General features: G+C 72.6%; 20 protein-coding genes. 8 read left to right on the top strand and 12 right to left on the bottom strand.

What is annotated here, in order from left to right; genetic code table 11:
* The first annotated feature begins 6 nt into the window (after positions 1–6).
* From L3i22_RS11010 to L3i22_RS10995, 4 genes are read left to right on the top strand one after another with little or no spacing between them, the layout of a single operon-like run.
* Positions 7–660, top strand: a complete 654-nt coding sequence (locus L3i22_RS11010) for a D-alanyl-D-alanine carboxypeptidase family protein (RefSeq protein ID WP_221326863.1) — start codon at positions 7–9, stop codon at positions 658–660.
* Positions 657–2,621 (top strand): ATP-binding protein, encoded by a 1,965-nt coding sequence (locus L3i22_RS11005; RefSeq protein ID WP_221326862.1) that lies wholly within the window; start codon positions 657–659, stop codon positions 2,619–2,621. Before L3i22_RS11010 ends, L3i22_RS11005 begins: the two co-directional genes overlap by 4 nt.
* Positions 2,618–4,183, top strand: a complete 1,566-nt coding sequence (locus L3i22_RS11000; protein WP_221326861.1) for a hypothetical protein — start codon at positions 2,618–2,620, stop codon at positions 4,181–4,183. The genes L3i22_RS11005 and L3i22_RS11000 overlap by 4 nt, the downstream gene beginning before the upstream one ends.
* 20 nt (positions 4,184–4,203) lie before the next feature.
* A complete protein-coding gene (locus tag L3i22_RS10995; RefSeq protein WP_221326860.1) occupies positions 4,204–5,751 on the top strand; it encodes a hypothetical protein in 1,548 nt (515 codons plus the stop codon).
* Here the strand turns inward: L3i22_RS10995 and L3i22_RS10990 are convergent.
* On the bottom strand, positions 5,748–6,350 hold the full coding sequence (locus tag L3i22_RS10990) for a response regulator transcription factor (protein WP_221329905.1): 603 nt from the start codon (positions 6,348–6,350) through the stop codon (positions 5,748–5,750). The two genes, L3i22_RS10995 and L3i22_RS10990, sit on opposite strands and share 4 nt — an antisense overlap.
* 116 nt (positions 6,351–6,466) lie before the next feature.
* Between L3i22_RS10990 and L3i22_RS10985 the strand changes: the two genes are divergently transcribed.
* The 3 genes from L3i22_RS10985 (at position 6,467) to L3i22_RS10975 (ending at position 10,428) form a co-directional block, all read left to right on the top strand.
* Positions 6,467–7,567: a phosphatidylserine/phosphatidylglycerophosphate/cardiolipin synthase family protein gene (locus L3i22_RS10985; RefSeq protein WP_221326859.1), complete on the top strand. Its 1,101-nt coding sequence runs from the start codon at positions 6,467–6,469 to the stop codon at positions 7,565–7,567.
* Between the two features lie 91 nt (positions 7,568–7,658).
* Entirely contained in the window at positions 7,659–8,393 is a 735-nt protein-coding gene (locus L3i22_RS10980; RefSeq protein ID WP_221326858.1) for a M23 family metallopeptidase, read from the top strand.
* A 592-nt stretch (positions 8,394–8,985) separates the two neighbouring features.
* A complete protein-coding gene (locus tag L3i22_RS10975) occupies positions 8,986–10,428 on the top strand; it encodes a GGDEF domain-containing protein (protein WP_221326857.1) in 1,443 nt (480 codons plus the stop codon).
* A 153-nt stretch (positions 10,429–10,581) separates the two neighbouring features.
* Here the strand turns inward: L3i22_RS10975 and L3i22_RS10970 are convergent, their stop codons facing one another.
* From L3i22_RS10970 to L3i22_RS10960, 3 genes are all read right to left on the bottom strand, one after another.
* Positions 10,582–12,312 carry a S8 family serine peptidase gene (locus tag L3i22_RS10970; RefSeq protein ID WP_221326856.1) on the bottom strand — a complete coding sequence of 577 codons (1,731 nt, stop codon included), beginning with the start codon at positions 12,310–12,312 and terminating at the stop codon, positions 10,582–10,584.
* Between the two features lie 83 nt (positions 12,313–12,395).
* Positions 12,396–12,701 (bottom strand): hypothetical protein, encoded by a 306-nt coding sequence (locus L3i22_RS10965; RefSeq protein WP_221326855.1) that lies wholly within the window; start codon positions 12,699–12,701, stop codon positions 12,396–12,398.
* Positions 12,702–12,713: 12 nt separating this feature from the next.
* Entirely contained in the window at positions 12,714–13,172 is a 459-nt protein-coding gene (locus tag L3i22_RS10960; RefSeq protein ID WP_221326854.1) for a hypothetical protein, read from the bottom strand.
* A 201-nt stretch (positions 13,173–13,373) separates the two neighbouring features.
* On the opposite strand from L3i22_RS10960, the gene L3i22_RS10955 reads away from it, so the two are divergent.
* Positions 13,374–13,907 (top strand): GNAT family N-acetyltransferase, encoded by a 534-nt coding sequence (locus tag L3i22_RS10955; protein WP_221326853.1) that lies wholly within the window; start codon positions 13,374–13,376, stop codon positions 13,905–13,907.
* 4 nt (positions 13,908–13,911) lie between these two features.
* On the opposite strand, the gene kduD is transcribed toward L3i22_RS10955, so the two are convergent.
* Genes kduD through L3i22_RS10915 form a run of 8 tightly spaced genes read right to left on the bottom strand, consistent with a single transcriptional unit; the run spans position 13,912 to position 22,107 of the window.
* Entirely contained in the window at positions 13,912–14,676 is a 765-nt protein-coding gene (kduD, locus tag L3i22_RS10950; RefSeq protein WP_304523460.1) for a 2-dehydro-3-deoxy-D-gluconate 5-dehydrogenase KduD, read from the bottom strand.
* On the bottom strand, positions 14,673–15,497 hold the full coding sequence (gene iolB, locus L3i22_RS10945; protein WP_221326852.1) for a 5-deoxy-glucuronate isomerase: 825 nt from the start codon (positions 15,495–15,497) through the stop codon (positions 14,673–14,675). The genes kduD and iolB overlap by 4 nt, the downstream gene beginning before the upstream one ends.
* Positions 15,498–15,506: 9 nt before the next feature.
* Positions 15,507–16,577, bottom strand: a complete 1,071-nt coding sequence (locus tag L3i22_RS10940) for a glycoside hydrolase family 88 protein (protein ID WP_221326851.1) — start codon at positions 16,575–16,577, stop codon at positions 15,507–15,509.
* Positions 16,574–17,185 (bottom strand): hypothetical protein, encoded by a 612-nt coding sequence (locus tag L3i22_RS10935; protein WP_221326850.1) that lies wholly within the window; start codon positions 17,183–17,185, stop codon positions 16,574–16,576. Before L3i22_RS10935 ends, L3i22_RS10940 begins: the two co-directional genes overlap by 4 nt.
* A complete protein-coding gene (locus L3i22_RS10930) occupies positions 17,182–18,063 on the bottom strand; it encodes a carbohydrate ABC transporter permease (RefSeq protein WP_221326849.1) in 882 nt (293 codons plus the stop codon). The genes L3i22_RS10935 and L3i22_RS10930 overlap by 4 nt, the downstream gene beginning before the upstream one ends.
* On the bottom strand, positions 18,063–18,968 hold the full coding sequence (locus L3i22_RS10925) for a carbohydrate ABC transporter permease (protein WP_255658115.1): 906 nt from the start codon (positions 18,966–18,968) through the stop codon (positions 18,063–18,065). Before L3i22_RS10925 ends, L3i22_RS10930 begins: the two co-directional genes overlap by 1 nt.
* On the bottom strand, positions 18,965–20,266 hold the full coding sequence (locus tag L3i22_RS10920) for an ABC transporter substrate-binding protein (RefSeq protein WP_221326848.1): 1,302 nt from the start codon (positions 20,264–20,266) through the stop codon (positions 18,965–18,967). Before L3i22_RS10920 ends, L3i22_RS10925 begins: the two co-directional genes overlap by 4 nt.
* Positions 20,263–22,107 (bottom strand): DUF2264 domain-containing protein, encoded by a 1,845-nt coding sequence (locus tag L3i22_RS10915; RefSeq protein WP_255658114.1) that lies wholly within the window; start codon positions 22,105–22,107, stop codon positions 20,263–20,265. Before L3i22_RS10915 ends, L3i22_RS10920 begins: the two co-directional genes overlap by 4 nt.
* Between the last annotated feature and the right edge of the window lie 108 nt (positions 22,108–22,215).

Here is a 22,215-nt window from a genome sequence, read left to right as displayed (position 1 = left end):
GAGTACATGCACCTGCACGACACCGAACGGGACGCCGCCGAGCCGCCCCGCCGCCGCGATCCGGTCTACGCCGCGGCCACCCGGATGCTGGCGTTCGCGCTGGCCCCGATGGCCGCCGCGGTCGCCCCCGGCCGCGTCCGGCAGACCGCCTGCCGGTGGGCGCTGACCGCCCGTTTCCCGGCGCAGTGCCTGGACGGGCTGGCCCCGGGCGCGCGGGCGGCGTTCGAGGCGGCCCGCACCCGGGCGCTGTGGGAGCACGGCGTGCTGCTCGGTCTCACCTCCGGCTACCGCGATCCCGCCGCTCAGGGCGAGATCTACCGCGCCGAGGTACGGCGGTGCGGATCGGTCACCGAGGCCCGGCGGTGGGCGTTGCCGCCGGAGGAGTCCCGGCATGTCGCGGGGACGGCACTGGACGTCCGGCCCAGTGAGGGCGCGAAGTGGCTGGAGCGGCACGGGGCGCTGCACAGCCTCTATCGGGTCTACGACAACGAGTGGTGGCACTTCGAGCACCACCCGGACGGGCCGCCCCCGCGACTGCCGCACCCGGGCGCCGCCCCGCGCGGCACGATCTACCGCTCGATCCACGCGACGGCCCGCCCGGACCGCTCCCGGCGGGCCGATCGGGTGGCCGAATTCGGTCTGACATGCTCAGCGTCATGAATGCGTCCTGGACCGGCCGGTGGCCCGCGCTGCTGGCCGGCCTGAGCGGCTGCCTGCTGCTCGCCGCCGCGCCCGCCCCCGCGAACAGCGGGCTGCCGCTGTTCGCGGCGGTGACCGGGCACGGCCGGGAGTACCACGGCACCGAGTGGGGTCTGGTGCTCGCCCCGATCGTGGCGATCGGCCTGTCGCTGTTCCTGCTGCGCCGGTGGCCGTACCTGATCGTGGCCGGCGGCCTGCTGTCCGGCTGGGCCCTGGTGGCGCCGGATCGGACCGGCTATCTCGTCCGGCTCGCGCTGGAGACCGTCCCGCCGGCGTTCGCCCTGATCGGGGTGCTGGCGGGCGCGCAGAGCCTGCTCCGCCGCGGGGCGGCCGGGCTGGGCGCGGCGCTGGCCGGGCTGGCCCTCGGCGCGCGGCTGTTCGGCTCGGCGCTGCTGGACGCCCAGGCCGGGTGGTACAGCACCGGGGCCGGCGTCCCGCACTGGCGGTACGCCCTGGTCGTGGCCGGTCTGGCCGGTGCCGCCGCCGCGCTCACCAGGCTGTGGCGGGCCGGGCCGGACGTGGCCGGTCCCGCGGACGGCTCGCCGTGGTCGTGGCGCCGGCTGCGGGTGCCGCTGGCCGGGACGCTGGTCCTGGCGCTCTCCGTGCCGCTGTCGTACCTGTCCACCTCGGATGTCGCGGCGCTGATGGGGGTGGCCCCGTCCACGTTGCAGCGGCATCCGTACGCCGAGGTCGCGATGATCGGCGCGGTCGCCCTGCTGCTGGCGACCGGGCTGGCCGCGCTGGCCGGGCTGTGGCCGCTGGGCGGCGCGCTGACCGTCGCGACCGCGCAGGCGGCGGTGGTCACGCCGCTGTCGCTGGCGTTCTACGCGCTCCAGTACGACGGGACGGCCCGCTGGGTGGGTGCGCTCGCCGGGGTCGCGCTCGGCGCCGGTGCGGTGCTCAGCCGGTGGCGGGTGGCGGCGGCCGGCGGGCTCACGGTCGCGGCGGCGACGGCGCTGTTCATCGCGTACGCCGCGACCACCGGTCACCCGGAGCGCCTCGGCGAGCAGCACCGCGTGGTCCCCGGCCTGGTGATCCTGGTGCTGGTCGTGGCGGCCGGCACCGCGGTCACCGCCGCGGCCTGCGCGCCGCTGGCCGGGCGCGGCGCGGTCCCGGCCGTGCTGGGCCCGCTCGCCGGGGTGCTGGCGGTGGCCGGGTCGCAGACGCTGCAGGCCACCTACCTGGAGAGCAACGGCCTGCCCACGTCGAGCACGCTGAACGACACCACGCACCTCAGCACCTCGGCCCTGTTGCTCCTGGTCGCCGGCGCGGCGGTCGGCGGGCTCGGGGTCGCGCACTACCTGACCGAGCGCTGGGCCGAACGCCGGCGGGCCGAGGAGATCCGCCGGGAGGCGGCCGCGGCCGAGCGGGACCGGCTGGCCCGCCCGATCCACGACGGCGTCCTCCAGGTGCTGGCCATGGTCCAGCGCCAGGACGGCGGCTCGGACCTGGCCGTGCTCGCCGGCGAGCAGGAGGCGGCGCTGCGCCGGCTGCTGGCCGGCGGCGGCACCCTGGTCCCGGACGCGCGCCCGGGCGACCGGGCCGATCTGCGGGCCGCGCTGACCGAGCTGGCCGCGCCGGGCATCGAGGTGGCCGCCCCGGCCGAGGCGGTGCCGCTGGCCGAGGCGACGGCCGGGGAACTGGTCGCGGCGGTGCGCGCGGCGCTGGACAACGTGCGCCGGCACGCCGGCGACGGCGCCCGCACCTGGATCCTGCTGGAGGACGAGGGCGACGGGGTCCGGGTGACGGTCCGCGACGACGGGGCCGGGATCCCGGCCGGCCGGCTCGACGAGGCGGAGCGCGACGGCCGGCTCGGCGTGGCCCAGTCGATGCGCGGCCGGATCACCGACCTGCACGGGACGATGACCGTGGAGAGCCGCCCGGGTGACGGCACCGAGGTCGAGTTCTGGGTGCCGCGGTGAACCGGTACCGCATGCCGGCGATCGTCACCGGGCTGAGCGGCTGCCTGCTGCTGGCCACGATGCCGACCGGCGCGGAGTCCGGGCTGGCGATGATCCCGGCGGCCGGCAACGACTACTACTACGGCATGCCGGGCGTCGCGGCGCCGCTGGTGATCGGGCCGCCGCTGGCCGCGATCGTGCTGGCCCTGATGACCCTGCGGCGGTGGCCGCTCCAGCTGGTGGTGGCCGCGCTGCTGAGCGTGCCGCAGGTGCTGATCGGGTGGGACGTGCTGCCGCGTGAGCTCGGGCTGGTGCTCTACCTGACCGGGCCGGTCACCCGCGCCTTCGCCCTGATCGGCGTCCTGGCCTGCGCGCAGAGCCTGTGGCGGGGCGGGGCGCACCGGTGGGGCACGGCGATGGCCGGGCTGGCCCTCGGCGCCCGGCTGTTCGACACCGCGCTGATCGGCCGGGGTTCGAGCCTCGGCCGGCAGCAGCTCGTCCTGCTCTGGCTCGGCATGACCGCGGTGGCGCTGTTCGCGCTGCTGGCGTTCGCCTGGCGGGTGCAGTGGGCGGACCGGGAGAACGCCGACCCGCGGAGCGACCGGCCGCTGTGGGCCCGGGCCCGGACGGCGGTGCTCGCCGGGGTGGCCCTGTTCGCGATCATCCCGCTGTCCCAGGTGTCCCGCAGCGACCTGGCCGGCCTGCTCGGCATCGCGTCGGGCGAGCTGGCCGGCCACCGGCACCTCATGGCGGCCGTGGCCGGCGCGGTCACCCTGGTGCTGGCCGCGGCGGTCGCGGCGGTCGCCGGCCCGTGGTCGCTCGGCGGCGCGCTGACCATGACGGTCGCGCAGGCCGCGCTCGCCGTGCCGCTGGCGCTGGTGTACTTCGCGCTGGAGCACGACGCCGCCGCCCGGTGCGCCGGGCTCCTGGCCGGGGTCGCGCTCGGGCTCGCCGCCACCGCGACCCGATGGCCGGTGGCCGCGACCGGCGTCCTCGGCGTGACCGCGGCCACCTCGCTGTTCGTCGCGGACCTGGCCACCGGCGGCGCGCCGGACCGGATCGGCACCGGGCACCGGACGGTGCCCGCCGTGCTCATCCTGGTCCTGGTCGTCGCGGCGGTGACCGCGGTGGCCGCCGCGGTCACGCCGGCGGTGGCCGCGCGGCGCTCGCTGCCCGCGGTGTACGGCCCGCTCGCCGGGCTGATGGCCTCCGGCCTGGTACAGGTGCTGGACGTCACCTACCTGGAGGCGGACGACTACCTGGATCCGACGAAGCACCTCGCCACCACCGGCCTGCTGCTCCTGGTCGCCGCCGGCGCGGTGGGCGGCCTCGGGCTCGCCCGGCACCTGTCCGAGCGCTGGGCGCGACGCCGGCAGGCCGAGCAGATCCGCCGGGAGGCCGCCGAGGCCGAGCGGGACCGGCTCGCCGGGCCGATGCACGACGGCGTTCTCCAGGTCCTGGCCCTGGTCCAGCGCGGGGAGGTGGACCCGCGCCTGGCCGAGCTCGCCGGCGAGCAGGACGTGGCCCTGCGCAAGCTCCTGCGGGACGACGAACTGCGGGACGACGAGACCCACGGTCATTGATCGCTGCGTATCCTCCCCGGATGTCTTCGCTCACGTCCGGCTTCCACCGCTCCTGGGCGGCCCGGCGGCCGCTCGCCGGCGTGCTGCTGCTCGTCGTCACGGCGTACCTGCTCGCCGCCTCGCTGCTGGACCTGCTCGCCGACGGCGACGGCATGGTGATCCTGGACGGCAACCCGCGGCCGGAGCCGATGTGGGGCCGCGTACTGGTGATCGGCACGCTGTGGCTGGCCGGGCTGCTCGCCGCCGGCCTGGTCACCCCGCGCACCGGCCGGGTCACGGCCGGGGCGGTCCTGCTCAGCGCGGTGGTCGCGCCGATCGGGCTGGCCGTGCTGCGGAACCTGGCCGGCCCGGTGCCGTACGCGGACCGGCTGCTCGACGCGCTGCTGCTGGCCGCGGTGCTGGCGGTGCAGGCCGGCGTGGTGGCGAGCCGGGCCGGCGAGGCGCCGGCCGAGCAGCCGGGCCGGCTCTGGCCGTCGATCGCGACCGGGCTCACCGCGGTGCTGACGATCGGGGTCGCGGTGCAGAACCCGTTCGAGGCGCCGGTGATCCGCACCGGCTGGGGCACCGGCGGGGATCCGGTCGCGGTGGCCTGGCCGGCCGGGCAGCACCCGGTGATCGTGACGACCGCCGGGATCCGCTACTGCGACGACGACCTGTGCGCGAATTTCCACGGGGTGACCGGGCTGCCGATCGCGAGCGACGGGTACGGCGCGGTCTCGATCGGCGCGGACGGCACGGTGGTCAAGGCGGTGGTGGGTGGCGGGCCGGACACCGGCGGCCCGTTCGTGCAGTTCGCCCGATGCGTGCGGGACGGCTGCCGGACCGCGTACCTCCCGATCCGGACCTCGGCCGACGACCGGCTGGACCGCACCGCGGACACCGAGGCGGCCGCGGCCGCCGCGCCGGATGGCGCGATCTGGTTCTTTCTGGCCGCACCGGTGACCGGCGGGCAGTACGGCCGCTACCGCCTCTCGATGATCCGGTGCGCGGACGCCACCTGCGCGGACCCGGAACGCCACGCGCTCGGCGAGACCGACCGCACCCCGGCCGACGGCTATCCCGCCGGGCAGCGCGCCCGGGTGATGATCGGGACCGACGGGCGGCCGTCCGCGGTGTTCTGGATCGGTCACTCGATCGCCCGCTACACCTGCGACCCGGTCCGCTGCGCGAACCCGCGGCGCGCCGAGCAGGACGCCGCCGGCACCGCGTGGACGGCCTCGCCGCGGCGGACCCTCTCGTTGCAGGGCAGCGAGATCTGGGACGGCACGCGCCGCTGGCAGCTCGGCGACGCGGGCACCGGCGAATCCGGCGCGATCGTGGCCGCCGACGACGCGGTCTACGTGGCGGCCGCGCTGACCACCGAGCCGGATTCCGGATTCCGGATCAGCACCGGAACGCCGCCCGAGTTCCGGCGCGAGGTGGTGTGGCGCTGCACCGGCCCGAACGACTGCACCCGGACGCCGCTGGACGTCTACCCCGGCGCCGGGCGGCGCGAGCAGCTCGCGGTGAGCCCCGACGGCCGCGTCCTGGTGGTCCGCGGCGACCGGAACGTCCTCGTCGACCTTTAGTGGAACCCCTGCTCCAGGGCGTAGCGGACCAGCTCGGCCCGGTTGTGCATCTGCAGCTTGCCGAGCGTGTTCTGCACGTGGTTCTGCACGGTCCGGTGCGAGAGCACCAGGCGCTCGGCGATCTGCTTGTACGACAGCCCCTTCGCGACCAGCCGCAGCACCTCGGTCTCCCGCTCGGTCAGCCGCGGCCCACCGGGCTTGCGGTACTCCCCGAGCACCAGCCCGGCCAGCCCGGACGTGAAGATCGGCTCGCCCTCGACGGTCCGTCGCACGGCGTCCAGGAACTCCTCCCGGCCGGCCGACTTCACCAGGTAACCGGTGGCGCCGGCCTTGACCGCGTCGAGCACGTCGCGCTGCTCGCCGCTCGCCGACAGCATCAGGATCCGCACCCCGGGCAGCGCGGCGAGCAGCCCGCGGATCACGTCGACCCCGGACAGGTCGGGCAGCTGCAGGTCGAGCACGACCACGTCGGGCCGGGCGGCGGCGGCCACCCGCAGCGCCTGCCGGCCCTCGCCGACCGCCGCGGTCACCAGGTATCCGGCGTCGCCGAGGTCCCGGGCCACCCCGTCGCGCCACATCGGGTGGTCGTCGACGACCATCACACGTACCGTCACGCCCGCCAGAATATCGACGGCCGATAGTCCTTCCGGTTGCTCCCCGGGCCAGGGTCGGCCAGCCGACACCCCGCCGCGCACCCCGGGCACACACTTGCCGCATGGGTGTCGACCTGGGCGGAATCGAGTTCTACGCGGGTCCGCCGGTCCTCGGCGGGCCGGATGACCTGGACGCGGTCATCCGCAATTTCATCGACGGCGCGACCACCCGGCTGCTGGTCGCGGTGCAGGAACTGGACTCCCGGCTGATCGCCGACGCGATCGTGGGAGCCAGGGCGCGCCGGGTCCGGACGCAGATCATCCTGGAGGGCGACTACCTGCGGGAGGCGAAGCCGGCGGCCGACCCGTGGCTGGCGGGCGGCGAGAACGAGGGCAACCGGGTGATCCACGCGGCGCTGCTGCGCGCCGGGATCGACCTGGTCACCGACCTGAACCCGAACATCTTCCACCAGAAGTTCATCGTCCGGGACCCGGGGAAGCCGACCGCGGCGGTGCTCACCGGCTCGGCCAACTTCACGCACACCGACACCGGCACGAACCCGCCGGGCATGCTCGACAAGCCGGGCAACAACCTGAACCACGTCGTGGTGCTGCACGGCCGGTCGGCGAGCGACCTCTACCTCGCCGAGTTCGAGCGGCTGCGCAGCGGCACCTTCGGTGACCTGCACGAACGCCACGAGCCGAAGCCGCGCGAGTTCCGGCTCGGCGGGATCCGGGTCAAGCCGGTCTTCGCGCCCGAGCAGGGCCCGGAGATGGAGATCATGAAGCAGATGCTGAAGGCGGCCACCCGGGTCGACTTCGCGATGTTCACGTTCGCGCAGTCGTCCGGCATCGACGACACGATGGCGTGGATGCTGCGGGCCGGCATCCCGGTGCGTGGGGTGCTCGACCGTGGGCAGGGCTCGCAGAAGTGGGCGGCGACCGAGCTGCTGCGCAAGGCCGGGGCGCAGCTGTTCGAGAACACGCCGGGCAACGGCGTCCGCAAGATCCACCACAAGCTGATGGTGATCGACGAGCAGCTCACCATCGTCGGCAGCTTCAACTACACCGCGCCGGCGGCCACCCTGAACGACGAGAACATCGTGGTCCTCGGCGACCTGGAGGAGACCGACCCGGGCGCGATCACCGCCCAGAAGCGGCTCGCCGGGTACGCCCTCGCCGAGATCGACCGGATCATCACGGAATTGTCCCGCCCCGCCTGACCCGCTCAGGTCGCCCTCGGCGGCATCGTTGCCTAGAGTGGGCGATCGGGTCCGCGGCCGTGGACCCGATCGGCCTGAAGGGGGACGCACCATGCGCAAGTTCGTGGCCGGGGTCGCGGCCATGATGACGGCGCTGGCGCTGGCGGCCTGCGGCGGCACGAGCGACGAGCCGTACTTCGTCAGCCAGACGGGCTCGGCCGCGCCGACCGCCGACGTGCCGTCCCTCGAGGTGACCAGCGCGCCGCCCGCCGCACCCACCTCCGCGGCGGCGTCGGCCTCGGTCACCCCGAGCGCCACGAAGAAGGCGCTGAAGTACGTCTTCCCGGTCGTCGGCAACAACTCGTACGCACACACCCACCACGACTACGCCGCCACCGACATCATCACGAACTGCGGAAACACCGTCCGCGCGGTCACCGACGGCACGATCCTCGTGGTCAACCGGGTCGACCGCTGGAAGGCCTCGGTCAACGCCGGCGAGACCCGCGGCGGCCTGTCGATCTCGTTCCTCGGCGACGACGGCGTCCGCTACTACGGCTCCCACCTGTCGAAGATCGACGCCAAGGTCAAGATCGGCGCACGCGTCACCGCCGGCCAGACCATCGGCAAGATCGGCGACACCGGCGACGCCAGCGCCTGCCACCTGCACTTCGGCATCTCCCCGGCCTGCGCCAAGGTCGGCGACTGGTGGAACCAGCGCGGCACCATCTTCCCGTGGCCCTACCTGGACTCCTGGAAGGCCGGCAAGAACAGGTCCCCGGTCGCCGCCGTCAAGAAGTGGCAGTCCGAAAACGGCTGCCCCAAAAAGCCGACCACCTTCGGCTGACCCCCAGCCCAGCTTCCCGCGCCCGGCTGATCCATTTCAGCCGGGCGCCGGCATTCCCGGCCTCAACCCCTGAAGATCAAATTCTTCCTTGCCTCGGCTGCGGCCAATAACTGATCGTCGCTCCCGCGGGGACCCTTCCGGGCCTCGCAGGGCGCGGGGCGCCCAAGAACGCGAGACCCTCCAGGGCGACGTCCGCGGGTGGTAGCGGTTTCAAAGGACCCACGCGAGCCAGCTGTGCCACACCAGGCCCAGCCGCGGCCTCGCGGGTTTCGGCAGCACGGACGGAAGCGTTCAACGGCGGCGGCGAGCGGGCGCGGGACGCGGGGGTGTGAGCCGGCGGTGGGTCGTCCCAGGTCCGCGATGGGGCGTCCCGCCGCCGCCGACTGACGGATATCACCGTATGTTTCCGGAGAATTGGGGCATATCCTCTGTTCGTCCGGACGCCGGCGGCCCACTCGTCGCGATCGGGACAAAAACGGATCCGGAGCCGGAAAGCGCCCGGAACGGGAAGCGGACACCCCGGGGCTCTTCCGCTCAGCTCCGCCGGGCGGCCGCCGATGAGTGCCGGTCGAGCCGAAAGAGCGGAGACCGCATGCGCTGGCCCCGAGCCACCGCCCCGGCGTGGATAGTCCACGCCGGGTTCCTGGCCTGCGTCCTCGCCGGCGGCACCGGGTACGCCCTGACCGCGGGACACTCCCGGGTGGTGATCTACACCCTGGTCGTGGTGCTGTCGATCGCGCTGTTCGGCCAGGCGCTGATCTCCGGGCACCTCACCCACCGGCGGCCCTGGATGCTCGCGATCGGCGGCCTGGTCCTGCTGCTCGCCGACCACCTGCTCTGGCCGTACTGGATCGTCGAGGGCCACCTGGGCCGCGGCGAGGGCGCGCCGGCCGACCTGCTGCTCGCCGTCGCGCACGGGTTGTTCCTGGTCGGCGCGGCGATGGCGGTCCGGCACCGGATGAGCGCGGACGCCGGCGGCATCATCGACGCCGCGATCTTCGGCATGTGCGCGGGCGGCGCGCTCTGGGTCTTCGTCTTCCAGTCGCACCTGCCGGCCGGCTCCACCCCGCTCGGCCAGACCCAGATGCTCACCGACGTGCTGCTGCTCAGCGCGTGCGCCGGCTGCCTGCTCCGGATGGCGGTGGCGGCGACCGGCGCGGCCCGCGGCACCATCGCGTACCTGCTGCTCACCGTGGTGCTGACCGGCGGCGCGATGACCGTCGGGGCGTTGAGCGTGCCGCACCGGGGCGCGGTGTCCGGGGTGCTGATGCTCGCCGCGTTCCTGACCATCGCGGCCGGCGCGGTGCACCCGGGCGCGCCCGCGGCGGTCGAGCCGCAGGCCGTCGTCGAGCGACCGGACGGCCGGTACCGGCTGTTCTGGCTGGGCCTGGCGCTCAGCGTGAACCCGGGGATCGCGGCGGTCCAGGCGTTGCGCGGCGACCAGACGGCCGGCCCGCAGCTGCCGCTCGCGACGATGCTGATCATCCCGCTGGTGCTGGTCCGGTTCAAGCAGCTCACCGGCCAGCGGGAGCGGGCCGAGCGGGTGCTCGCCCACCAGGCCTCGCACGACGAGCTGACCGATCTCTACAATCGGCGGCGGATCATGGCCGAGATCGACCGGGCGCTGACCGGCCCGGACGACGTGATCGTGCTGCTCTGCGACCTGGACGGCTTCAAGCCGGTGAACGACCGGTACGGCCACGCGGCCGGTGACGACGTGCTGCGGGCGGTCGCCGTGCGCCTGGCCGCGACCGCCGGACCGGACCGCGAGGTCGGCCGGCTGGGTGGCGACGAGTTCCTGGTGCTGTGCCGGGGCGGCGCCGACACCGAGATCGCCGGCCTGCGGGACCGGATCCAGGCGGCGGTCCGCGCGCCGATCGAGCTGCCGGCCGGCTCGGTGTCGGTGGGCGTCACCATCGGCGCGGCGCGGGCCACCGCCGGCAGCGGCGTGGACCGGGCCGGGCTGATCGCCCGGGCCGACGCGCGGATGTACGCCGGCAAGCCCGGCCGCCACCACCGCAACGCAGCCGCCTGAGAAAAGGCGATCCGGCGGCAGCCGCCCGATAAAAAGCGGCCGCCCGAGAAAGGACGGCCCGGAGTGCGGCCGCCCGAGAACGGCGAGAAACGGGCACGCGGCCGCCCGGCGTTCAGGCGGCCGCGCGGCAGAATCCGTACGGGAAAAGCGGTTTTAAGCTTGTTGTGGGTCAAGGGGCAGAAGGCCGGCCGAGCGCATCGCCGCGCGCAGCGGATCCAGCGGCTCCCCGGCCGGAACCGTGAGCGAGATGCCCGGCTCGGCCACCGTCGGCACGTTGACGCCGATCAGTCCGGACTGCGCCATCATCTGCCACAGCTCGGCCAGCATCGGATGCGCCGGCGGCGTCGTGGTGACCGGCGGAAGCAGTCCGAGCGCCGCCACCGCGTCCGGCAGACCGGCTCCGCTGCGGTTCCGGTCGATCGGCGCGAGCGGCCGGCAGCTGCCCCGGATCAGCTCGAACAGCCGGTCCACCCGGGTCGCGTCCCGGCCGGGGAACAGTTCCCGCAGCTCCGGATGGTGCGCGAGGAGCAGCGCGGCGAGCCCGGTGACGTACGGCGCGGCGAACGACGTCCCGTCCCACGCCGCGTAGTTGGCCGCGGGCACCGCCGAGACGATCGCGACGCCCGGCGCGCACACGTCGATCTCCGGCCCGTGGCTGCTGAACGACGCCGCGAAGTACCCGTCGACGGTCGGCACGCCGTACACCTGGGTCGCGTGATAGCTCTCCGGCGGGTACTCGCCGACCTTGCCGATCGCGGCCACCGCCAGCACGGACGGCATCGACGCCGGGAACCCGACCGGCCCGCCGGAGTTGCCGGCCGCACAGACGCAGGCGATCCCGGCCTGCCGGGCCTGCTCGATCTTGCGGGCCACCAGCAGCGACGGCTGCGCGCTGGTCAGGCTCAGGTTCACCACGTCGATCCGCTGGGCGAGGCAGTAGTCGAGCGCCTCGATCAGGTCGCTGAACCGCCCGTCCGGGAAGATCTTGCAGGCGTGCAGTTCGGCCTCGGGGACGACGCCGACGATGCCGTAACCGTCGTCCTTGCCGCCGATGATCCCGGCGGCGTGCGAGCCGGGCCCGACGGTGTCCACCCGCCAGCCGCCGTCGTCGCTCTCCGGCAGGCCCGCGGTGACCCGGCCGGCCAGGTCCGGGTGGGTGCCGGCGGCGCCGGAGTCGATGATCGCGATGCGCACGCCGTCCCCGCGGAACGTCGGTGGCAGCGCGTCGAACCGCAGCGCCCGCCGCGCCCAGCCGTCCAGCGGGCGTTCCGGGAAGCCCGGGAAGGTCTCCGCGAACGACGGGCAGGTGATCAGGTTCGGCGCGTCCGCGGTCAGGTCGGGCCGGCCCAGCCAGACCGCCCAGTAATCGTGCCGCGGCTTGACGTAGACGCCGTCCAGCGCGGGCAGCGCGCCGGCCGGCGTGTCGATCACCGCGACGCCGTCCTCGCCGGTCACCCCGCGCAGCGGGAACGCCTCGCTCATCAGGTAGACCTCGGCACCCGGCAGCGGGCGGCCGTCACTGCCCCGGACCAGGAAGCCGATCGGGGCCGGATCGCCGGGCGGCAGCACGCCCGGGTCGGCGAACCGGGTGCCGGCGCCGGCGCCCGGCCGCGCGTATTGCAGGGGCAGGTCCGGCTCGACGTGCACGGCGCCGGTCGCGCCGAGCATCGCGGCCCGGTCCGCCTCCATCTCCACCACGGCGACGGCCGGGAAGCCGTCCGCCGAGGGGATCACCCGGTGCAGCGTGGTGGCCGGATCGGTCTCCAGCTGGGTGAGGAAACGCTCCGGCCCGGCCAGCAGGTAGCGCTCGCGGCGGGCGCCGACCGGCCGGGCCGCCGGGGTGTCGTCGTCGCGGCGCTTCTTCCCGGGATTGCGGTCGTTCATGGGGTCCTCCAGATCACCTCGGGCGACCGGACCCCGGGCGGTCTGCGCCCGGGATCCGGCCGTGGTCCGGCGTGCGGTGTCTCTCACAGCGGCGGCAGGCCCGGTACGGCGGCCCGCAGTTGCTGCACGGTCTGCACCACCACGGCCACCTGTTGCAGGCTGGCCGGGTACTGCTGGGCCGCGTACTGCTGGACCGCGGTGACGAGCACCGGTGCCACGGCCACGGCCTGCGGCAGGATCGGCTCGGCCGCCTCCAGCCAGCGGTAGCACCGCTGGATGATCGCGGCCGCCGGTTGGCGCATCGCCTCAGTCCCCGCGGCCTCCGCCGCGAACGCGCCCCAGACCGGCGGCTGTGGCGCCGTCAGGTAGGCGCCGCTGAAATAGGTCACCGCCGGCTCCGGTCAGTTCCACATGGGCAGGTGCTGGAACGGGTTGCCGTAGTTGCCGCCGAGCGGCTGCTGCCACTGCCGCGCCATCGACTGCTGGACCATCTGCTGCTGGATCTGCTGCGCGATGGCCTGCTGGACCTGCTGCTGCTGGATCTGGTGCTGGATCTGCTGGGCGATCGCCTGCTGGATCTGCTGCTGGGCCTGCTGCTGAGCGATCGCCTGGTGGATCTGCTGCTGCTGGATCTGCTGGGCGATGATCTGCTGGATCTGCTGCGGTTGCACGGCGTGCTGCAGTTGCTGCGGGTGCAGCCCGGGAATCCCGCCCTGCTGCCCGAACTGCTGGTGCAGCCCGGGAAGGCCGCCCTGCTGCCCGAACTGCTGCGGGCTCCCCCACTGTCCGAATTGCTGGTCGCCCAGCGGACCGAACGGAGTGACCTGTGGGCTGGTCGGTGCGTACGTGGCCGTGCTCATGGTCGTTCTCCCCTTTGAGATCGCGGGCGGTCCCGGTGACCGTCCCGCTCGTCCGGTATCGCAACGTAATCGAAACAATCCGGAGCGTGCGCGGAGTCCGGGGAAACGGTGCCGATGCACCACACGGCGTGGAAACTGGACCCGCCGTGACTCCCGAATTGGGTTTGCCCGCGGACGCGTCGATGGAGCACGCTGGCCGCCATGGACGCGCCTGAAATGATTAACGCCGGGGAACTTGTCCTGAAACGTTGGGAGCCGGCGTGGGCCGCCGAGGCCGCGGCCGCGGTCAACGAGTCACTCCCGGAACTCAAGCCGTTCATGCCCTGGGCGCACGACGACTACCGCGTCGAGGAGAACCGCGAGTTCATCGAGCGGTCGGTGAAGAACTGGGCGGACGGGACCGAGTTCAACTACGCGATCTTCAATACGGTCGGCGATCTGGTCGGCTCGATCGGCCTGATGACCCGGTTGGGGCCGGGCACGCTGGAGATCGGCTACTGGATGCGTACGGCGTGGGCCGGCCGCGGCTGGATGACCGCGGCCGTGGGCGCCCTGACCCGGGTGGCGCTCACCCTCGACGGGGTGGAGCGGGTCGCCGTCCGCTTCGACGCGGCAAACGCGGCGTCGGCAGCCGTCGCGGCCAAGGCCGGGTTCGTCGAGGTCGAGCGCACCACCCGCGAGCCGCAGGCGCCCGGCGAGACCGACACCTTGGTCACCACCGAGCGCCGCTCCTAAAACCTCAGCGGGCCAGCCAACCACCGTCGACCGGGATGACCGCGCCGTGTACGTAGCGGGCGGCATCGGACGCGAGGAACACCGCCGTACCCGCAAGGTCTTCGGGTGTGCCCCAGCGGCCCGCCGGAATCCGCTCCACAATGGCCGCGTCCCGCCGCGCGTCGGCGCGCAGCGCCGCGGTGTTGTCCGTGGCGATGTAGCCCGGCGCGATCGCGTTCACGTTGACCCCGCGCCCGGCCCACTCGTTGGCCAGCGCTTTCGTCAGCCCGACCACGCCGTGCTTGGCCGCCGCGTAGGCCGGCACCCGGATGCCGCCCTGGAACGACAGCATCGACGCCACGTTGATGATCGAGCCGCGTTCCTGGGCGAGCATCACCCGCCCGGCGGCCCGGCAGAGCCGGAACACCGCGTCCAGGTCGACCCCGATCACGTCGGCCCAGTCCTGATCGGTGGTGTCGACGGCGTCCGCCCGCCGGATGATCCCGGCGTTGTTGACCAGGATGTCGAGCCGGCCGAGCGAGTCCACCACCTGACCGACGACCGCCCCGGGGTCGAAGTCCGCAAGATCACCGCGAATCCACTGAGCGGTCGCCCCAGACCCGACATTTCCGATTTGCTCCTCGCGCTCCGGCGGCGCGGAGCGGGACAGCACCGCCACCGAAGCCCCGGCCGAGGCCAGCCCCACGGCCACGGCCCGCCCGATCCCCCGGTTCCCGCCGGTGACCAGCGCGACCCGCCCGTCCAGCCGGAACGGGTCCAGAATCGTCAATGCCCCAGGTCCCTCAGCAGCGGCACGGCCTTACCCACCCACTTCAGGTCGACGTCCTCCAACGCCCCCTGGGTCCGCTGCGTCCCGGCCAGGAACCACAGGTAGTACGTGATGTACCCGGGCGCGCTGACCACGGTGTGATACCCCTCCGGCATCATGTGGACCCCGTGGTCGCGGACGGTGAAGTTCTCCTCGTACCCCTCGTCGGTGTACATCCGGCAGATCCCGAAGCCGTCGCCCGGCGACACCTTGAAGTAGTACATCTCCTCGTGCGCCGCCTCGGCCGGCAGGTTGTCCACCTTGTGCCGGTGCGGCGGGTACGTGCTCCAGTTCCCGCTCGGCGTGAACGTCTCCCCCACGATCAGCCGCCGCGCGGGCAGCTCCGGCTGGGCGATCTCGGTCAGGATCTGGTGGTAGGTGCGCCCGAAGTTGGCCGCCCCCCACCGCCCGGCCGCCACCTGCGCGGGCGCGATCACATACGGCTCGGTGACCAGGTCGGACGGCGCGCTGGGCAGCGCGATCTCGACCGGCCCGTGCGCCTCCACGGTGACGTCCGACCCGGCCGGAACGTAGACCGAGTGCGGTTTGCCGGAGAACACGTTCGGCCGCCCGCCCACCTCGGCGAACTTGACGCCACCGACGGTGAACGTGGCCTTCCCGCTGAGGATCACCGCCAGGATCTCCCGGTCGCCGGACTCGCCGGACCAGGACTCACCGGCGCCGAGCCGCAGCAGCGTGAAGTCGAGCAGCGAGCACGGGTTGAACGGCAGCTCGTTGCGGCCGTTCTCGGCCGGGATGTAGCAGTGGTACTTGTAGTCCATGACAGCTCCTTACCAGGGGTCGGTCCAGTCGGGACGGGTCACGCGGGTCAGTGCTTCGAGGTAGAAGTAGTCGCCCCACAGGGTGCCCTCGTCGACCCCGATCCCCTTGGGTTTGTCGTAGACGCCGTGCCGCAGCAGCGCGTTCCCGGGGCTGGTGTAGTCGCTGATCAGCGAGCCGAGGACGGTTCCCGCGGCGTCCCGGCGCCCGAGCGCCAGCAGCCCGCAGACCGCGATCGCCGCCGCCGAGGAATCCCGCTCCACATCGACGAGCGACAAATCCCAATAAGGTACGTCGTCAGCCGGAAAGTGATCCGCACACCGTTGCGCCGCCGCGAGGAACGAGGCGTCGCCGGTGTGCCGATAGTTCAGGTAGAACCCGTAGATCCCCCACGCCTGCCCGCGCGCCCAGCACGAGTCGTCCGCGTGCCCCTGCTCGGTCTCCCCGCGCAGCGGCTCCCCGGACACCGGATCCCAGTAGAACGTGTGGAACGTGCTCCCGTCCGGCCGCAGGATGTGGTCCCGCAACTGCTCCGCGTGCCGTCGCGCCGCGTCGGCGTAGCGCGGGTCCCCGGTCTCCGCAGATGCCCAGAACAGCAGCGGCGTGTTCATCAGGCTGTCGATGATCGTCCGCCCGCGCTGCGCCGGATCCCGCAGGTCACCCCACGCCTGAATGATCCCGGCCGGTTCCAGGACGCGAGCCAGGAGGTGGTCGGCCGCCGCCAGCGCCGCCTGCTTCGCCCGCTTCTCGCCGGTACGGCGATAGGCCGTCACGCACGACAGCGTGTACAGAAAGCCCAGGTCATGCGTGTCGACGTCGACCCGGTCGGCGACCCGCGACGCGAAGCTCCGCACGTGGTCCGTCCCCGCCGCCAGATACCTCTCGTCCCCGGTCAGGTCGTGCGCCAGCCAGATCATCCCGGGCCAGAAACTCGTGGTCCAGCCGGTGTTGGCGGCCCGCATCGGATAGCGGTCGCCGACCGTGGTGTCGTCGGGATACCGGTCGCCGAACTCGGCCAGATTCGCGTCGATGATGGACAGTGCCGCGGTCACCGCGGCGGCGGTCACGTCGATCGCCGTCATAGGGTCCTTCCTTGAGGGTGGATGAGGACGGGCGCCAGCGTGTACCGGCTGTTCGCCCAGACCGCGTAGAGCAGCGGGCTCGCCGCCAGCGCGAACGCGAGCACCGGTTTCGCCATGAACAGGCCCTGGAACAGCACCAGCACGAGCAGCGACGGCAGCGTCAGGTACCAGCGGCGCACGCTCAGCAGCAGGCTCGCCCGCAGCACGTCCCGCAGGCGCGCGCCGGGCCGCTCGGCCAGCGCGACCAGGCTCAGCAGCGTGGTCGCCAGCACCAGCACGATCAGCACGGCGAGCACCGGGATCAGCGCCGCGCCGGCCGGCCGCCCCCACGCCGCCCGGATGTCCGCCCCGAGCAGCACGAGCGCGCCGGCGGCCAGCCCGCCGAGCGCGGTCGCCTTCCGGAGCGTGGCCCACCAGGCCCGCAGGAACGTGCCCGCGACCGGGCCGGGGTGCCCGGCGAAGACGGCGAACGCGGCGCACAGGGCCGGGGCCGCGAGCGGCGCGGCGAGCGGGACGAAGAAGAGCGGCAGCACCGTCACGGACAGCAGCACGTTCGTCATCAGGACCAGGTAGGTCAGGTCGAAGATCGGGCCGAGATGCCGTCTCATCCCTTGAGTCCCGTCGTCGCGACGCCCTCGACGAAGTACCGCTGGCCGAGCAGGAAGATCACCACGATCGGCAGCACGGACAGCACCGACCCGGTCATGATCAGGGCGTACTCGGCGCTGTACTGGCTGATGAACGTGCGCAGGCCGAGCTGGATCGTCCACAGGTCGCTGGAGCGCAGGTAGAGCAGCGGCCCGAGGAAGTCGTTCCACGTGCTGACCAGGGTGAGCAGGGCGAGGCTGGCCAGCGCCGGGGTGGAGAGCGGGAGCATGATCCGGCGGTAGATGCCGTACTCGCTCATCCCGTCGATCCGGGCCGCGTCGACCAGCTCGTCCGGGATCGACTCGTAGAACTGCTTCATCAGGAAGACGCCGAGCGCGCCGAACGCCTGGATCGCGATGATCGCCCAGAGCGTGTTCGACAGGTGGAACTTCGAGAGCAGCACGAACTGCGGGATCATGTACGACTGCCACGGCACCGCCAGCGTGCCGATGTACAGCAGGAACAGCGCGTCCCGCCCGGGGAACCGGATCTTCGCGAAGCCGTACGCCGCGAAGCTGCCGGTCAGCACCTGCAGGAACGTCACCGCCACGGAGAGCAGCATGGTGTTCCCGAGCCAGGTGGTCATGTCCGACCGGGTCCAGATGTCGACGTAGTGGTGCCACTGCGGCTTCGCCGGGAGCCACGTCACCGGCAGCGTGAAGACCTCGTTGTTGGTCTTCAGCGACGAGACGATCATCCAGTAGAAGGGCAGCAGCACCGCGATCGACGCGACGAGCATCGCGAGGTAGCCGAGGAGCCGGCCGAGCCGGTTGCCGGTCCGCCGGCCCGGGGGCGGCGCCTGGGTCCGTACCGAAGCAGGGGTTAAAAGCGTGGTCATCAAGCCTCCCTTCGCCGGTTGACCACGAACTGGACCATGGTCACCAGGAAGCAGAGCAGGAAGAGCACCACCGACACCGCGGACGCGTAGCCGAACTGGTTCTCCTCGAAGCCCTTGCGGTAGACGTACTGGGCCAGCACGAGCGTGGACTGGCCGGGGCCGCCGTTGGTCATCACCAGGATCAGGTCGAGCACCTTGAAGCTGTTGATGGTCAGCATCACCACGACGAAGAACGTGGTCGGGCGCAGGCAGGGCAGGGTCACCGCCCGCAGCCGCTGCCACGCGTTGGCGCCGTCGACCCGGGCCGCCTCGTAGAGCTCGCCCGGCACGGTCTGCAGCCCGGCCAGGAAGATCAGCATGAAGTAGCCCATCTCCCGCCACGTGCCGACCAGGATCACCGCCGGCATCGACCAGTCCGCGGAGGTGGTCCAGCCCGGCGGGTTGTCGACGCCGACCGCCCGCAGGATCGCGTTGACCGGCCCGTACCCCGGGCTGAACAGCATGTTCCAGACCTGCGCGACCGCCACGATCGACGCGATGTAGGGAAAGAACGCGACGGTACGGAAGAAGGCCACCGCCCGCAGCCGCTTGTTCAGCAGCACCGCCAGCCCGAGCGACGCCACCAGCGTGAGCGGGATGTGGAAGACCGTGTAGTAGACGGTGTTCTTGACCGCGGTCCAGAAGCTGCTGTCGTGCATCATCTGCCGCGCGTTGTCCAGCCCGGACCACTCGGCGCCGCCGAAGATGTCCCAGGTGGTGAACGCGTAGTAGAACAGCAGCACCACCGGCACCATGGTGAGCACCGCGAAGCCGACGAAGTTCGGCAGCAGGAAACTCCAGCCGAGCAGTGTGTTCCGGGCGGTCACCCGGCCCCGTCGCGACGGGGCCGGGCTCACGGTGGTCACTTGTTCAGTACCTCGTTCTTGGCCTTGTCCTGCGCCTGCGCGATGGCGGTGTCGATGTCCGTCGTGCCGGACAGCACTCCGGTGTGCAGGTCGTTGAGGATGTTCTGCAGCGGCGCGGTGTACTTGCCGACCGGGTTCTCCGGCTTGGTGTCGTGCTTGGTGAACGCGAACTTGGACACGGCGTCGGTCGGCACGCCCGGGATCGCGAAGATGGTGTCGGCCGCGGCGTCGGTGTTCGCCGGCGTGATGCCGATCCCGGCGAGCGCTTTCGCGGCGTCCGCGCTACCGACGTACGCAAGGAATTTCTTGGCAGTGTCGATCTTGTCTTTGTTGATCTTGGGGTTGATCCCCATCCCGGTCGGGTCGGCGAAGGTGACCGGGGTGGCGGACAGGCCGGTGGTGGACTTGTCCAGCTGCGGCGCCGGCGCGATGCCCCACTCGAACTTGTCCGCGTCGCCGCTCTTCTGCTGGCTGAGCAGCGTCGCGATGTACCAGGTGCCCATGGTCATCATGGCCGCCTGCTGCTTGCCGAACTGCGCCTGGTAGGTCAGGTTGTTGGTGGTCGCGTCGCCGAGCCCGACCTGCGCGCCGGCCTTCTGCAGATCCACCGCGCGGGTGTAGTACGGCTTGAGGTACCCGAAGTTCCCGCTGTTCAGGTCCGCGCCGGGGGTCTGCGCGAGCGCGAAGCCCTGCAGCGTCGACTGCCAGGTGTGCTCGTAGATGCCGAGCGCCTTGGACCCGGCCGCCTTCAGCCCGGTGGTCAGCTGCTTGCCGGCCGCGGCGTAGTCGTCCCAGGTCCACGACGCGTCCGGGTACTTCACCTTGGCCTGGTCGAAGAGCGCCCGGTTGTAGTAGATGACCCAGGAGTCCTGCCGGTACGGGATCGCGTACGTCTTGCCCTCGACCTGGTAGGCCGAGAGCCCGTTGGTGGTCGAGCCGAGCCCGGACGCGACGTCCGAGACGTCGAGCAGCTGCTTGCCGTTCTGGTACGTGTAGAAGTTCTTCAACGTCTTCTGCACGTAGACGTCCGGGGCCTTGCCGGCCGCCAGGTCCGCGATCATCTGGGTGTCGTAGTTCTTCGGGTCGTACTCCTTGAGCTCGACCGTGAGGTCCGGGTTCGCGGCGTGGAACCCGTCGGCGAGCACCTTGAACTCGGGCGTGGTGGCCAGGCTCCAGCCCGCCAGGGTGAGCGTGGTCTTTCCGTCGGCACCCCCCTCGTCGTCACCCGAACCGCACCCGGTCAGCGTGAGCGAGAGCGCCGTGACAGCGCCGAGGACAGCGGCTATTGAGCGTTTCATCCCATCTCCTCCAGAACGTTGTGGTGACGCGTGCGCACGCCGTCCGGCCAGGTGACCCGCACGTCGTCGCCGATCTCGACGGCGCAGCGCGGGTCCTCGGGCAGGCCGGCGCCGAGTCCGATGAGGGTGGCGGTCCAGACGCCCACCCGGACCGGGTGGTCGATCCAGGGCACGCGCACCGGGCCGGCCAGCGGCCCGGCGTCCGCGTGCTGATCGGTTCCGGACCCGCCGCCGGGCGGCAGGATCGCGGACAGGCGCGAGAGCGGGCCGGTCCAGCCGCCGATCCGCAGCCGGACCGCCTCCGGCGAAGCCGCGTCGACCCGGGCCAGCCGCACCTCGTAGGACCCTCGGACCAGTGAGACGACGGTGAGGTGCCCCGCCTCGCGAAGCTCCGCGGCCCGCCCCTCACCGTGATCGGGACCGGTCTTCCACGAGGTCGCCCAAAAAACCGGGCCGGCCGAGCCGGCAAGACCTTCTTCGCGTACGGCGATGAGCCGCATGCCGCTGCGATGCGTCGTCCGGCCGCCCGCGTCGACCAGGACCACCGACTGGTCCACCGGATCGGTCCACCCGGACTCGTCGAGCACCGGCGCGGTCGCCGTCGAGTAGCCGAGCCGCGCGTAGAGCGGCGAGTCCGCGTGCGCCTGCCCCACGAACCCGTGATCGGTCCCGTGGTTGGTCACCCGCACGATCCCGTCGGCCCGGGTCCCGGAGATCACCCAGCCCGGCGCGCGCGCCACCCGCAGGAAGTCGCCGCGCTCGATCGGCAGCGGCTCGGCCGGCGCGGTCCACACCGGATGGTCGGCCGGCAGCGCGATCCCGAGCAGCCCCTTGCTCGCCCAGTACGGCGAGCCGGGCCCGGAGTACGACTGCGCGAGCCGCCGCCACGGTCCGTGCCACCCCATGCTGAGCAGCCCGTCCGCGTCCGGCGCGCCCCGATCGGCGAAGTGCCGCACGATCCGGTCGGCGGCGTGCCGCAGCTGCCCGGGCGACGTCGACGGCACCTCGGCGAGCACGCCGGCCCAGAACGGCGCCGCTGCCGCGAACCGGTAGATCAGGCTGCGCCCCTGCAGCAGCGGCGACCCGTCCCCGCCGATCAGCGCGACCGCGTCCTGCAGGAACCGGTCGAGGTCGTCAACCCAGCGCTTGTCCGGGGTGGCGCCGCGCATCCGGCCCCAGAGGATCGGGTACAGGTGCAGCGCCCAGCCGGTGTAGTGGTCGTAGGCCCGCTTCGGCCCGTCCGACAGCCAGCCGTCGGCGCGCCGGAACGAGTCGTGCGCGGCCAGGTCGGACTCGATGTCGGCGGCCGACCACGGGCCGCCGACCGAGCGCAGGAACGTCTGCGTGACCAGCCGGAACCAGACCCAGTTGATCTGCGGGTAGGTGTCGTCGCCGACCACCGGCGACAGGTAGTCCACCACCCGCTCCCGCACGCCGTCGTCCAGCCGGTCCCAGATCCACGGGCGGGTCAGGTCCAGGATCAGCGCGATGCTGGCCGCCTCGACCTTGGCCTGGCCGTGCTCGGTGAGCCGGACCCAGCGCTCCGGCGAGGCCGGGTCGACGCCGGTGGCCAGGCCGGTCGCGTACCGCTCGATCAGCTCGTCGACGCCTACGCCGCGCGCCCCGGCGATCCGGAAACCGGACATCAGGAACGTCCGCGCGAAGCCTTCCAGGCCGTCCACGTCGTGGCCGTAACCACCCTCGGCACCGGGCAGGTCGTAGCGGGCGAAGCCGGGGCTCGCGTGCCGGCCGGCCGCGGCGAGCATGCGGTCGGCGAAGCGCAGCCAGTCGGTCCGGCTCCAGTCGGGGGTGCGGGCGGGGGGCAACGGATCCTCAGGCACGCGGCAACCCTCCGAAGGGGAGCGAACGGCTCGGTTTCTCGGTTTCGAGGAAGTTAAACGCTCACAATCGAGCATGTCAATGTCTTGAACAGACTGATGCAATCAGAA

The organism is Actinoplanes sp. L3-i22 (genome assembly GCF_019704555.1).
GTDB lineage: Bacteria > Actinomycetota > Actinomycetes > Mycobacteriales > Micromonosporaceae > Actinoplanes.
The sequence above is the reverse complement of the archived record's forward strand: the minus strand, read 5'-3'. Positions and strand labels throughout refer to the sequence as shown.